We start from the raw sequence: 13,986 nt of genomic DNA, 5'->3' as shown, positions 1-13,986 counted from the left end.
CCGGGGCGGGGCACCCGCGTCGAGCTCATCGACTGGACCGGCAACGGCGTGGCCGACCTGATCGAGGTTGGCGCGAGCGGCGCTGCGCGCGTCTGGCCCAACCGCGGCGGGAGCTGGGGGCGGCCCTTCGGAATCGGCGAGTTGCCGCAGCTTGCCGACCCGGCCGCCACCGTTGGGCTGATCGACCTCGACGGGAACGGCTTCGCCGATCTGGTCCGCGCCGACATCGCGGCCACTGGCTATCAACCCCGTTCAGCCGGCGGCCTCGAGCGGCCGGTCCGCTGGTCCGCGTCCCCATCGGTCGCCGTCGGGTCACCGTCCGCCCGGCTCGTCGACCTCGACGGCGACGGCATCGGCGACCTGGTGTGGAGCACCGGAGCCGCGCTCCTGCTCGCCCGGCGCACGGAAGACGCCGCCGGGTGGGTCGACCGCCCGGACGTCGTTCCCCGCCGCACCGGCGGTCCGCCGACCGATCTCTCCGACCCGCACGTGCACGTGGCGGACATGACGGGGGACGGCACGCCGGACGTCGTCCGCGCGGATGGCGCCGGCGTGACCTACTGGCCCTACCTCGGCCGCGGCGCTTTCGGCGACGCCGTGACGATGTCGGCCGCGCCAATCCTGCCGTTCGACGTCGACCCGGCGCGGGTGATGCTCGTCGACCTCGATGGCGACGGCTGCGCCGACGTGGTACGGCTTGACGACGGGAAGCTCACGTGGTGGCCCAACCGCAGCGGCGACGGCTTCGCGCCGGCGCGCGAGATCCGGCACCTGCCGACTGGCGCGATGGACGACGTGCGCGTCGCGGACGTGCTCGGTACGGGCACCCCCGCGCTGGTGTGGAGCACGCCGCTCGCCTCCGGCCGTGCACGCTGGTTCGCGCTGGACCTGATGGGCGCCGTACGCCCCGGCCTGCTCGCGCGGGTGGACACATCGATCGGGCGCGTCACGACCATCCACTACACCACCTCCGCCGCCGAGGAGGAACGCGATCGCGCCGGCGGGACGGCATGGACCAGCCGGATGCCGATGGTGCTGCCCGTCATCTCGAGGCTCTCGGTCGCCGACGCGACGACCGGCGCCGGGACCGTGACCGACGTCCGTTATCACGAAGGGCGCTACGACCCGGTGCTGCGCGAGGTCTGCGGGTTCGGGCGCGTCGACGCGTTCGACCACGGCGACGCCCGGGTCGCCGGCACCTTCATGACGCGCTGGTTCCACACGGGCATCGGCGCCGCCGGCGAGCCCCGCTCGACGGCGGAGCGCCGTCGGCTGCGCGCCGTCCGTGGTCGGATGTACCGGCAGGAGGTCCGTGCCGCCGCGTCAATCGATCCCGCGGCCCCGCTGCTGCTGCGGACCGAGCAGACCTGGCATGTCACCGACGGCGTGGGCGGCGTGACCGTCGTCCCGCGGTTGCAACGCAGCGAGAGCTCGGTCTTCGAACGCGCCGCGGAGCCGGTGAGCCGAATCACCACCGTGCAGCTCGCGTGGGATGCCGCCGGCAACGTGGTCGAGGCCGAAGAGACGAGCTTCGAGCAGGCCGGCGCGCCGGCGGCCCGTCTGCACACGCAAACGCAATACGCGGACGACCCCGCGGGACGGTTCCTGCAGCGTCCCTGCCGCATCGTGCAGACCGACGGCGCGGGCACGCTTCTCGCTGATACCCGCACGGAGTACGACGGGCTGCCGTTCGGACAGGTCGGCGCCGAAGGGCTCGTCACGGGCCGCAGCTCGCTCGCCGTGCCGGACGCGCTGGCGGTCAACGTGTACGGCGGCGACCAGCCCGACTGGGCCGCGCTCGGCTACGAGCACCGTGGCGCCCACGTACCCGGCGCCGGCGATTCCGGAATCGCCGCCGTGCCGATACCGGCGGGCTGGTGGATCCGCACCGCAGGCTACGCGCGGACGGTCGATGCCGCCGGGGTCGTGCACGGCTCGATCACCGGGCCACTCGGAGCAGTCAGCAAGCTCGAATTCGAGCCGACCGGGTGCTACCCGGTGCGCGTGCAGGACGACGTCGGCAACGAGGTCACGGCGACGTTCGACCTCCGCACGTACCAGCCCGTGCAGGTCGTCGAGCCCGCGGGCGGCGCGTCGACGGCGACGTTCGACGCGCTCGCGCGCCCGCTCGCCAGGATCGATCCCGGTGACACCCTCGCCACGCCGACAACGGACCACGCCTACGCCATTGGAACGCTCCCCGTGGCTTTGACCGTCACCCGGCGCGCGGGGACCGCCGCGGATGGCACCGAATTGCCGCGGCTGCGCGAGCGGCAGTTCGTCGACGGCGAGGGGCGGCTGCTCCAGCGCCGCGTGCCGGACAGCTCGGCGTCTGTGGGAGCGCCAGGAGCTGATTGGCTCGAGATCGTCCAGGTGTCGCACCGATACGGCGCGCGCGGCCTGTTGACCGCGTCCTACCTTCCCTATCGCGCACCCACCGCCGCCTACGACGCACCCGACACCGCGCGGCCTCACGTCGTCCTCGAGTACGACGCCCTCAACCGTATCGTGCGCAAGACCCGTCCCGATGGCGCCGCCGCGTCCGTGCGCTACCTGCCCGGGCGCATCGAGGAGACCGACGAAGCCGGCCACCTGACCGTGCGGCGCGTGGACGGCTCGGGCCGCGTCACCGCCATCGAGCAACAGCTCGATGGCCGCACGCTCACCAGCACGTTCCGGTTCGCGGTCAACGGCTCGCTAGTGGCCGAACGCGACCCGACCGGAGCCGAGACCAGCTTCCGCTACGACCTGCTCGGCCGGACGCTCGCAACCACGCGCCCCGAGTCCTCGACCGTTGTCGTGCTCGATGCGGCCGGCCGCGCCGTCGAGTCGAGGTCGGGCGAGCGGCGGCTGTTGCGGGCGTACGACAGCGTCGACCGCCTTCTGACGGTCCGTGAGCACGACGCGGCCGCCCCGCCGGTCTCGACCTTCACCTATCACGACAACGTGGGCCCCGCGCCGGCCGACGCCGGCCTGCACACCGCGGGCGGGCGGCTCGTCCGGGTAGACGACGAGTCCGGCACGACGGTGTTCGACTACGACGAGCGCGGGCAGGTCGCGACCAAGAAGATGACCCGCGCCGACTTCGCCCCGCTCACGCTCGAGACCGTGTACCGCGCGGACGGGCTCGTCTCGGCGGTCACCTACCCCGACGGGTCGACCATCGATTACGAGTACGACCGCGTCGGCCGGCTCGTGGCGATCGCCGACGTCGTGAGTGAGATCGAGTACGACGTGCAGAACCATCCCCGGCGCGTGCGCTACGCCAACGGCGTCGAGCGCCTCAACGAGCACGAAGCGCTCACCGGTCGCCTGACACGCTCGCAACTGAACACGCCCAGCGCCGCGGGAGGCACTCCGGTGACGGTCCGCGACGTCAACTACGGCTACGACGTCCTCGGCAACGTCCACACCCTGACGAGCACCGGCCCCGAGCAGACCTGGGCGTACAGCTACGACGCCCTGTCCCGCCTCGTGCGGGCCGAGGGCCTCGGGCCGACCGTCGCCGGCGCCGCGGCAGCTCAGCAGGTGTGGACCTACGGCTACGACGACGCGGGCAACCTGCTCAGCGCCTCTGACGTCGGTGCCTATGCCTACGGTGAAGGTGGCGGGGCGGCGACGTGCCTCACGACCGTGGGGACACAGCACTTCACATATGACGACCGCGGGCACGTCGCGAGCGCGCCCTGGGGCGCGCACACCGTCGACGCGAGCGGTCGCCTGCGCCGAGTCGCGCTCACGTCAGGGACGGTGCACGAGTACACGTACGACCACAGCGGCCGGCTCGCAGTGAGCGAGGTCACCGGCACGGACGCCGGCGGCGGCGCCGTGACGTCGCGCGTCTGGTCCCCGGACGGGCTCGTGAGCATCGACGACGACGGAATGATGCTCCAGATCACCGATGGCACGATGATCCTGGCCCGTCGGCGCGCCGCATCCGCGGGCGGCCCGGCAGCCGCGCGCACCACCTGGCTCCACCACGATCACCTCGGCTCCGTCTTCGCCGTCACCGAAGGCGCGGGGCAGGTCGTGCTCCAGTTGCGCTACGGACCGTACGGGCAGGTGCTCGAACGGTCCGGGGCGGGCGCCGTACCGCAGACGTTCGCCACCGGGCTGGCGCCGGCGCCGCGAACCGGGCCGGCGGCCGCGCTCGACGCGCCCCCGATCGTGCTGCTCGGAGCGCGCTGGTACTGCCCCGCGGTCGGCCGCTTCCTGTCGCCGGATCCGATCGTCGGGGACGCGGCCGATCCCGCCGCCTGGAACCCCTACGCGTACTGTCGGAACAACCCGACGAGCTACGTCGACCCCACCGGTCGCCAGGCCTGGAAGGTCGTCGCGGGCGTGCTTGCCACGATCGCGATCATCGCCCTCGTCATCATCGTGACGATCCTCAGCTGGGGCACGGCCGCGCCCGCCACCATTGCCCTCGGAGGCACCGGGATCAGCGTGACCTGGTCGACGGTGTTCACGGCCACCCTCGTAGGTGTCGTGGCCGGTGGCGTCATCGGAGGCATCGCCGCGGCGCGCGCCGGCGGCGATGCCTCCGACATCCTGGTCGGCATGCTCGTCGGGGCGGCCGTCGGAGGCTCTGCAGCCTTCGGCGCGGCCGTCGCGGGGCCAGCGGTCGCCGCGGGGTTCGCATTAGCTTGCAATGCTTCCTTCGGCGCGGGCACGGTCGCCGCCGGCGCCATCGCCGGCGCCGTCAGCGGAACGATCAACGGCGCCGCGATGGGCTTCGCGAGCGGCTTCGCGGGCGGCCGCAACAAGGGCGCGGGCGACATCATGGAGAAGGTGCTCGTCGGCGCGCTCATCGGCAAGGCCGTCGGCGCTGCGCTGGGCGCACTCAGCGGGGTTGTGCCGCAGCCGGGCGACTCACCGGGGCGGGCCGCCGCGCGCATCTTCGAGCCGGAGCCAGCGATGCCAGCAGGGGCTCCCACCCAGGCACCGATGACCCCGCCGACGCCAGTGAACAGCATCGGCGAAGCGGGCCGCCAGATAGCCTTCGGGTTCCTCGGCAAGACGCTGAAGGAGTTCTTCCCGCTCATCGCATCCGCGACATCTCGAGTGACCGGCTCGATCGTGGCGCAGACAGTTCTCATCGACCTGCACGCCGCCGCCCTCTCGGCGGGGTGGGACGACCTCGAGGCGTACGTCCGGACGCACAAGATCGATCTGGGCCCGTTCGATTTGTTCGGGGGAAGCTTCTGACAAACGGGCGGAGAGGGTTCGCACGGATTGCGCCTTCGCTATGACGAGACTGTGGTTGACCTCATGCATTTCATTCAGGGTGCTCCGCGCCTAGCCGACATCCGCCAGCTTGTCCAGTAGCGCCGACCCGGCCGCCGGCTGTCGAGAGGCGGCAACCCACGCTACGGCGCCGACCTGACCGAACGAGAAGGTGAAGTACTCGCCCTGGTTGCGGACGGGCGCAGCAACGCCGAGATTGCGCGCACCCCTCGGAGTCAGTGCGAAGACGTTCAGCAGTCCGTGTACTTCGAAGACCCCGACAGCGGCACTCTCCGTGAGACCGACGTCGTCGGCACGCGAGCCATCCGCGTAACCGAGGAGCTCACCGTCGCCGCGATTGCAGTGCTCGAGTGCAAGTTCGCGCCGACGCCGTGGGTGATCTATCGAGGTTCACCCGCGTACGACCAGGAACGCCCGAACTACGAGCGAACCTCACTCAACACGGCAAGGAGTGGCTCAGTCTGCTGGCGCCGCATCCTGCTGTGCACCATGCGAAGATGCTCCAGCAGGAGCCTCGTGCCGGGTATGCCCTCGGGACATCGGCACCTGGCAGGAACGGGTCGAAGGCACTCCCCGATGCTCCGAAAGACCTCGCCTACATCGCGCTTTCCTCCGTAACCAAGGCGGCACGGTCATACGCGCGCACACTGGACGAAGACCCAGCACGAACCACCATCGCGATTCTGTTCCCCGTCATCGTAATCCGCGGAAAGCTATTCGAGACCTGGTTCGACGGCGAGGACCTGGTCTGGCGCGAGGGCGGAATGTTGCTGATGGCAATCGCTGCAGGAAGCTGCGGATTTCACCAGGGCCATCCCGCTGGGGCGGTGGCGGGCTTTATGACCGGGCCGGCTCCGGACTTGACTGGCTAGCTGGGGTTCCCAGACGCCGCGGCTGCTGGTTCCGGCCTTCAAGCCTGGTGTGGGTGCCGGGTGGTAGGGCACTCTCGACTCGAGGGGATCACGTGGGTTTGCAGGAGGGGGCACAGGTGGGGCAGACATCGGAGAACGAGGAGCAGGGGCTCGGCTTGGTGGAGTTCCTCGGTGATCTTCGCGCCGAGTTGCAAGAGGCTCAAGCGAGGGCGCTCGCCACCAGTCCTCCAGGTACGGCGAACGCCCTGCGGCTGACCGTGGATGAGATCACCGTGACGCTCGAGGTGGCGCACGTACGGACGATGACGGGCGAGGTGAGCGGCAAGGTCACTGGCAAGTTCTGGGTGTTCGGATCCGCTGAGGCGGGAGTCAAAGGCGGTGTTGAACGCGGGCATACCGGCACTCAGACCCTCACGCTCAATCTCAAACCGCAACTCGAGATCGTGGCAGCGGACGAGGACGGCGTTGTGAGCACCGCGCGTACCAGCCTCGAAGTGACCGGCGAGGTCGACGCCGGAGAACATCAGCCGCCGCCCAGGTCGACCACGGCATGAGCGCGCATGCATCCAAGTCCGCAGTGTGTCGCTGAGATTCGGACGACGTGGCCCGACGGCAAGAGCCGGTTGGGGTCCGGATATCTCGTCGCGGATGGCTGGGTGCTGACCGCGGCACACGTCGTGCGAGGTGCCACGTCGATCCGGGTGTGGGTCGAACCCGAGGCGATCCTGACGCTCGAGGGTGAGGCGGTCGTTCACTCCGACGGGATCCAGTACGCCGCGCCGCCCGTGGACGCGGCCCTGATCCCAATCTCTGGGCACGCCACGCCAGATGATTACCGTCCCGCGGTTCGCGGCACGCTCGATCGAGAGCTCACGGAGGCTGTGTCGGCAACCGCGCTGGGCCTTCCCTGGTACAAGCTACGCGAGGCCGGCGACGAGTCTGACGCGTTGACCCGGGAGTTGGCCGCGGTCGGAGGCACGATCATCCCTGCTGCCGATCGGAAGATCGGAACCATGGCCATGACGGTCTCAGGCGGACCGGATGTCGCGACTCAGGAGGACGCGGAGTCTGTCTGGGCCGGTATGTCGGGATCGGCGGTGTGGGGTGCCGGCCACGTCATCGGCGTCGTGGCAAAGCACCATGTGCGCGAGGGTGGCAGCGCACTCACCGTGTGGCCGCTCGATGTCGACGGAGCAGGTACGTGGCTGGACGTCGTACCGCAGTTCGGCACTGCTGTGGACGTCACTCCGGAATCGCTCCGTGAACTCATTCCTGCCACGTATCTGGGCGTGGCCGCCGACCTGGCTCCGGCGCTGCTGACCGGTCGCGTCGAGGAACTCGCCCTCCTGGACACGTTCGCGGCCGGAACCGAGCGCTGGTGGTGGTACTCCGCGGATGCGTTCTCGGGCAAGACCGCGCTCATCGCATGGTGGGTCTCGAACTATCGGCATGCCACTCAGGCTGCCGTCGTCGCCTGCTTCCTGCGCAGCGTCAGCAACCTCAACACCGCCGACTACGCGGTTCGCTCATTGTCGCTGCAGTTGTCCGCCATCGCAGAGTCGTCGGAGCAGGACGTCTCGCGCCTGGATCTGCTCACCGGCGACGCCGCGATCCGCACGTTCACCAAACTGCTCGACAAGGCGGCAGCTCGATGCGTGGCGGAGGGGCGACGTCTCGTCGTGGTCGTCGACGGACTCGACGAGTACCAGACCGTCGGGCAGATACCGATCGCGGAGTGGTTGCCCAGGTCGAGCACGCTGCCGACCGGGGCCGCGCTTCTCGTGACGAGCCGCTCCGGCGCGCCCAGCGGGATCCCGAAAGGTCATCCGCTGCATGAACATCTCCATCTGCTGACACCGTCCGAGACGGCGGCGCGGATTCTCCAGCTGGCTGACGAGGAGATCGATCGTGCCGCGTTGGCGGATCCGAACGGACTGACGCATCAGATCCTCGGCTTCCATGCCGCAGCCGAGGGACCGTTGACCCACTCCGACCTGGCCGGCCTGATCCGGCGGCAACAGATGCGGTCCGACATCTACACGGATCAGATCGAAACGACCTGGAAACTGCACCTGGCTCGCACTATCACTCCCGCTCCCGGATCGGCGGTCGGTTTGGGCTTCGCACACGTTCAACTGCGTGGTGAGGCGCGAGCACGGTTCGCCGACCGTCTCCCGGACTGCGGACGACAACTGCACGACTGGGCTCGCGAGTACGCCGGCAAGGACTGGCCGACCGAGACACCTGAGTATCTGCTGCGCTCCTACACCAGGATGCTGGGCTCAGGCCTGAGCGGCGACCAGGCGACCATCGAGCCTCTGGAACGGCTGTACGAGGTCGTCACCTCACGGGGGCGCTGGATGGCGCTGTTCCTGGCCGAGGGTAGCCCGGTGCTGCCGGACGAGGAGATCGTTCAGACTCAGCGTTCCCTGGTCCGGGCCTACGAGCTGGGCGTGATGAACCTGCCGGATCTCGAGGTGAGGCTCGCGACTCTCGGACTGTCGCGGGGTCCTGTTCGCGGCACGCTGACGTATCCCGCGGCGGGCGTTGCGATGACCTGGACCTTGCTCGGAGACGGGGACAAGGCCATGCGTCTGGCGCAGGTGATTCTGGAGCCGGACGGTCGCACGTACGCTCTCGGTGCGATCGCGGTTGCGGCCTCGGAGGTGCAGGACTTCGGTCTGATGCATAGGGCACTGAGCGAGGTGCGCATCGCCGAGGCCGGCGCTGGTCCCTACAGGGAGCCGCTGCAGGTCCATCTTGCTCTGCGCCTCGCCAAGGCGGGCCGGTTCGAGGAAGCAGAACAGGTGGCTCTCCGGATCTCCGATGCCGAGAAGGTGGCCAAGTGCCTGGCCGACATAGCACTTCTCGCTGCCCGAGCCGATCAGGTGGACATGGCGCGAACGCTGGCCGCACAGGTCGCCGAGCTGGCAGTCGTGCCGGACGCCGAGGGGCACAAGCCGTTGGGGGTCCTCGCGGAACTCTTCGCAGTTCTCGGTGACAGGGAACGTTCCGCCAGCTGTTTCACCCACGCGTACGAGCTGACCACTTCGGCACGGTTTGCGAACGAGAGCAAGTACCTCCACTGGGCGAGGCGCACGGTGGAGACCGCAGGTTGGCGGGCGAGGGCAACGATCGCCGCGCTGGCCGGCGACGATCCGCTGGCGGAACTCTCGGCGGATCCGACGGTGCACGCCTGGCTCGAAACACCGTCGTTCGCGATCTCCGATCGCCAGGCCTGGAACATGGCCAACGTCGCTGCCGCGATTGCTCTCGTCCGCGGGCCTGCGGCTGCCCGGGACCTGGCCGACAAAGCTGTGGCGAACTCTGTGGAGAACGCGGAGACGCACGACCAAGAGGCCGAGTGGATCGGCTCCACTCCGATCGAGCTGGTCTCCGTGCTGTTGGAAGCCGGCCTCGAAACCCCGGTGATCACCGCTCTGGGGGACTCGTCGATGGGCTCAGGATGGCGGGCTGTGCAGGAATCCGTTCGTGCTCAGCTCGTCCGGTATCTCGCCGCGAAGGGCGCCGACACGGAAGCAGTGGCGTACAGCATTGAACTGGCGCACCGCGGCAATGGCACGTCGAGAACCGAAATCATCGCCGCTGCGGCTCTCGCGGCCCTGGGAACGAGTCGCTGGCCGGAGTACCGCGAGCACGCCCGAGCTTCGGTCGAGGCCGAGTTCGGCCGGATGGTCGCCGCCCAGCGGACGGACCGGCTCACCACCGCCCGCCGGCAGATCGAAGCACACCTTGGTGGTGAGACCAACCCGCCGCCGAGCGCTGTACCGGTTGCGACGTACGAGCGGATCGACTCCGATCTGGCAAAGCTCGGCGATCCACTGTCGCCGCTGGATCCATTCCTTCGATCGGAACTGGTGGAGTATCTCGCACAGGCGGTGCGCGATTACGCCCGAGTCGACCCGGCCGGCGCGATGCACCGGCTACCAGGAATCCAGGAGCACGTCGACGACGCCCTGAAACCGCCCAGCTTCGCCTGGTTCAAGGCGCAGCGCCGGCTGGTCGAGGCACGGGTCGCGATCGCCGATCTCAAGGTCGCCCGCCGCCAGGCGGAGGCGATGATCGCACCGCTGACGGTCATGGACTTCCTCGACCCAACCTGCTTCGCGGATACTCTCAGGGCGCTGCAGGTGACCGGTGGGCTGACCGATGACACCGCCGCGCGGCTCATCGTGCTGGTCGAGTCCCGCCACATCGACGAGAAGACCGAGCGCCGGGCGATAGCCGTGCATTTCGCGCGGGACAGTGTCGACGGGCCGGCGAAGCTGGCGGACGCGGCGGCCGCTCTCATCACGCGCTCGGTCCCCTCGTCCGACCTCTGGTTCGCCGACTGGTACAAGCGTGCACTCGAAGTCCTGACCAGCTTGGTGGCGGGCGGGCATTCCCAGCCGGCCCGGCGGGTCGCCGAGACGTTGCTTCAGCAGGTGATCCGCGCGGACGTCCTCTGGGTCGACCGAGCTGCGATCCTCGGTGGCCTGGTCAAGAGCACCGAGCCCACCGTCCGCGACGAAGCCCTCCGCCGCCTCACCATCGAAGACGCCTTCATCGACCACGTCACCGACCTTCCCGACGACCTCCTCCGAGCTCTACTCACGTCACCGTCCTTCGCAGGCCTGCTGCACGAGTAGATGATGTCCGAGTCAGGCCGCCTGACCGAAACTGTCTACCTTCCAGCGACGAAAGCAAAACCCTCACGAGCAAGCTCCTGCCACGACAAAGCCGAATCAGGATCAACACTGAACCACTCCTTCATGGCCACACCCTTGTTCGCGTCGAACCGAAGTCCCTCCCCAGCGGCCACCAACACATCGACCCGCGCCGCCGGCAATTTCACCACCAGCCGCTCCTGCGCCAACATCGCAAAGATCTTGTTCTCGACACGCAACGCCGAAGAACCGAAGCCCCGCCCCGAACGTGGCCCCGTCACCCCAGGCATCTCCAGGAACTCGCCAACCAACTCGTCGAACCGCTCCCTTAGCGTCATCCCAGCCTCCCGGTGATCCCGATACCGATCATGACACTCCCCTCACCCGCGAGATCCGGAGCGAAGGACAAGGACGTCAGGCACACTCCCCGAGCGGCTAGGACCCAGGGCAAATAGGCCAGTGACTATGGGCCCGGAGGCATCTCCTGCGCAGCCTGATCGACCCAGTCGAGCAGGTAGGTCTCCATCGGGCCTTTCCCCTTGACCTCGATCGTGCCGCGCGGCCGCACCGCGAACGTGGTCACCCACGCCGAGCAGGCCCCCTTACACCACCCGAGGGGACGCAACCACCGTCGCGAGGGCTTGGAGATGTCAACATTTGCAACCTTGACGGTGGTTGGGACGGAGAGGAGTGTGGAAATTTGACGTGCGGCCGGTGAAGCTGGGGGGCGGGTCCGGCCGACGTACTCATTTGGGGGGTGTCGAGGTGCGTCCAGAAACGGTGGAGATCAAGGTCACGCTGGCCGGCGCGCAGATCCAGGAGGCGGTCGACCGACTCGGGCTGACGGGCGGCGACGCCTGGACGGTGGTGTTCTGCGAGGACGTCACCGACGCGGCGGCGTCGACGGCATTGCTCGACATCGGAGTCGTTCTGCGGGTGCGCGGCAAGACCGCGACGACCGGCGACTCGACCATCAAGCTCCGGCCCAGTCGCTGGTCCCAGCTCGCCCCGGAGTACTTCGAGAACCGAGAGGCCGGCGACGAGGAGCTGAAGATCGAGGCGGACTGGGCGGGCGACAAGCGGTCGCTCGCCACGGCGATGACCGTGCAATGGACGGACTCGCGGCTGTCGGCCGCGCAGGCCGATGCCGGACTGGTCCCCGACCTGTTCAGCAAGGAACAACTCGACTTCCTCGGCAAGTGCGGCGAGGGCCGGGTCAACCTCGCGGCCGTCAGCATGCTGCCGCCGATCGCCGCTACCCGGTACGAGAAGTTCACCATCGACGGCCTGACGTCAGAGGTGCGGGCCGAACGCTGGCAGGTCGACGCCGGGCTCGACTTCCTCGAGCTGTCGATCGTCGCCAAGCCGAAGAAGGCCGTCGACGCTCAGGCCGCGCTGACTGCCTTCGTGCAGCAAAAGCAGCTACCGATGGACGACAGCCAGGTCAGCAAGACCCAGCGGGTCCTCGATCATCTGATCGCCAAATCGACGATCTGACCTGGACGCGCGCACATGAGCGAGAACCAGCAGGTCCCGGGTCCGGCCTTCCAGGCCTTCGCCGTCAAGACCACCGCTCGCGCGGCGCAACAGAAGGTCGATCGAGCGATCAGCGACGTCCTCGGCGACGACTGGCATGCCACGAACTATGGAGATCGCAAGAACCAGTTCGAAGTGATCGCCGAGAAGGGTGCGCTGACGCCCAGAGAAGCCTGGGACCGGACGTACCAGCTTCGCGCGCACAAAGGCATCGCGAGCGCCGAGCCATTGTTCAAGGCCTGGGTCACGGACCGTCCGGAGTGGGGCTTCGACGGCGACGAGCAACCGGCCGCCGCGTTCGGTCTACCGAGCTTTGCCTGTGGCAGCGGTCAGGACTTCGCCAAAGCCAAGGCGCACGAGTGGAGCATCGAGCTGGCCAATGTCCCCCAGGCCTGGCAGAACCACTTCGCCGGCGCCCAGCCGGGAGAAGGAGTGATCATCGGCCACCCGGACACCGGCTACCGTCGCCACCCGGAGATCGCGGGCAACCTGCTGACCGGCGTGGGCCGCGACCTCGTCGACAACGACGACGACCCGCAGGACGAACTGAAGAAGACCTTCCCCTGGCAGAACGGCGGGCACGGCACCGGAACGGCGAGCGTGATCGTCAGTCCACGAGGCGCCGCCGACGCGAATCCGCAGAACGCGGTCAGCGGTACGGCGCCACACGCCAAGTTGGTCCCGTTCCGGGTCTCGGACAGCGTGGTCGTCGTTGACACACTCAACCTCGCCCGGGCGATCGAGCTGGCCACGGACCGGGGTGTCGACGTCATCTCCATCAGCATGGGCGGCGTCGGCAGCGATCGCCTGCATGACGCCGTGGTCTACGCGACCAGCAGAGGTGTCATCGTGCTCGCCGCCGCAGGCAACTGCGTGCGCTTCGTCGTGTTCCCCGCGGCGTACGACGAGGTCGTCGCCGTCGCCGCGTGCGATGCCGAGCGCGGCACGTGGAAGGGTTCGTCACGAGGACGCGCGGTGGACATCACCGCCCCCGGCGACCGGGTGTGGCACGCCACTGCGAATGCCAACGACGCCCTCAACAACGTGAGCCAGGGCTCGGGAACGTCGTACGCCGTTGCCACCGTCGCGGGGATCGCTGCCCTGTGGCTCGCCAAACACGGGCGGAACACGATCATCAGCGCGTGCGGCGGCAAGGAGCGGATCGCATCGACGTTCTCGCAACTGGTGCGAGACACCGCAACCCCGGTCCCGAGCTGGCCATCCGGGGAGTTCGGCGGCGGACTCGTGAACGCCGACGCTCTGCTCTCCGCACAGCTGCCGAACGGCCGGACCGTACCGACCCTCGCGCCGACCGCCACCCAACACGTGCCGTTGGGACGCGGCGGCCTCACCACCTTCGGCCATCTCTTCGAGAGCACCGTCCGCAGCGCCCAACCACTTATCGCAGCTGCACCAGGCCCAGCGAACGGCCTCGACGACGGGTTGGCGGAGCTCTTGCGGACCACCGCGGACAAGGTACCGGCCGACCTCGGCCAGGTCGGCCAGGAGCTCGCCTTCTACCTGGCGACCGACCCCGAGCTCTACCGCCGGTTCGAAGACGCCGTCTCCCCCGAGCAAGACGATGACGCCGTCGACGACGTTCGCAAGCAACTGCTCAAGAGAGGCGTCTCGGACGCCTTACAGGTCAAGCTGTCGCGATAAGA

The 13,986-nt window shown here is 68.8% G+C and carries 7 protein-coding genes; 6 read left to right on the top strand and 1 reads right to left on the bottom strand.

Annotated features, from left to right (window positions below; translation table 11 throughout):
• The 4 genes from ACXC9Q_RS02880 to ACXC9Q_RS02865 all read left to right on the top strand — a co-directional run.
• Nucleotides 1-5,208, top strand: a 5,208-nt coding sequence (locus ACXC9Q_RS02880; RefSeq protein WP_457054899.1) for a toxin TcdB middle/N-terminal domain-containing protein, incomplete at its 5' end; no start/stop codon positions are given.
• 536 nt (nt 5,209-5,744) lie between these two features.
• A complete protein-coding gene (locus tag ACXC9Q_RS02875) occupies nt 5,745-6,119 on the top strand; it encodes a hypothetical protein (protein WP_457054898.1) in 375 nt (124 codons plus the stop codon).
• A 158-nt stretch (nt 6,120-6,277) separates the two neighbouring features.
• On the top strand, nt 6,278-6,673 hold the full coding sequence (locus ACXC9Q_RS02870) for a trypco2 family protein (RefSeq protein ID WP_457055758.1): 396 nt from the start codon (nt 6,278-6,280) through the stop codon (nt 6,671-6,673).
• Nucleotides 6,674-6,679: 6 nt separating this feature from the next.
• Nucleotides 6,680-10,768: a P-loop domain-containing protein gene (locus tag ACXC9Q_RS02865; protein WP_457054897.1), complete on the top strand. Its 4,089-nt coding sequence runs from the start codon at nt 6,680-6,682 to the stop codon at nt 10,766-10,768.
• 35 nt (nt 10,769-10,803) lie between these two features.
• On the opposite strand, the gene ACXC9Q_RS02860 is transcribed toward ACXC9Q_RS02865, so the two are convergent.
• The gene (locus tag ACXC9Q_RS02860; protein WP_457054896.1) at nt 10,804-11,124 is read right to left on the bottom strand and encodes a hypothetical protein; all 321 of its coding nucleotides are present in this window, start codon (nt 11,122-11,124) and stop codon (nt 10,804-10,806) included.
• A 427-nt stretch (nt 11,125-11,551) separates the two neighbouring features.
• Here ACXC9Q_RS02860 and ACXC9Q_RS02855 point away from each other — a divergent pair, with 427 nt between their 5' ends.
• Both ACXC9Q_RS02855 and ACXC9Q_RS02850 read left to right on the top strand, forming a co-directional pair.
• Nucleotides 11,552-12,283, top strand: coding sequence for a hypothetical protein (locus ACXC9Q_RS02855; RefSeq protein ID WP_457054895.1), 732 nt, complete (start codon nt 11,552-11,554; stop codon nt 12,281-12,283).
• Nucleotides 12,284-12,298: 15 nt separating this feature from the next.
• The gene (locus tag ACXC9Q_RS02850; RefSeq protein ID WP_457054894.1) at nt 12,299-13,984 is read left to right on the top strand and encodes a S8 family peptidase; all 1,686 of its coding nucleotides are present in this window, start codon (nt 12,299-12,301) and stop codon (nt 13,982-13,984) included.
• Nucleotides 13,985-13,986: the final 2 nt, after the last annotated feature.

The organism is Kribbella sp. CWNU-51 (assembly GCF_054073265.1).
Note: the sequence above shows the minus strand (reverse complement) of the source record. Positions and strands in the feature narration are given on the sequence as shown.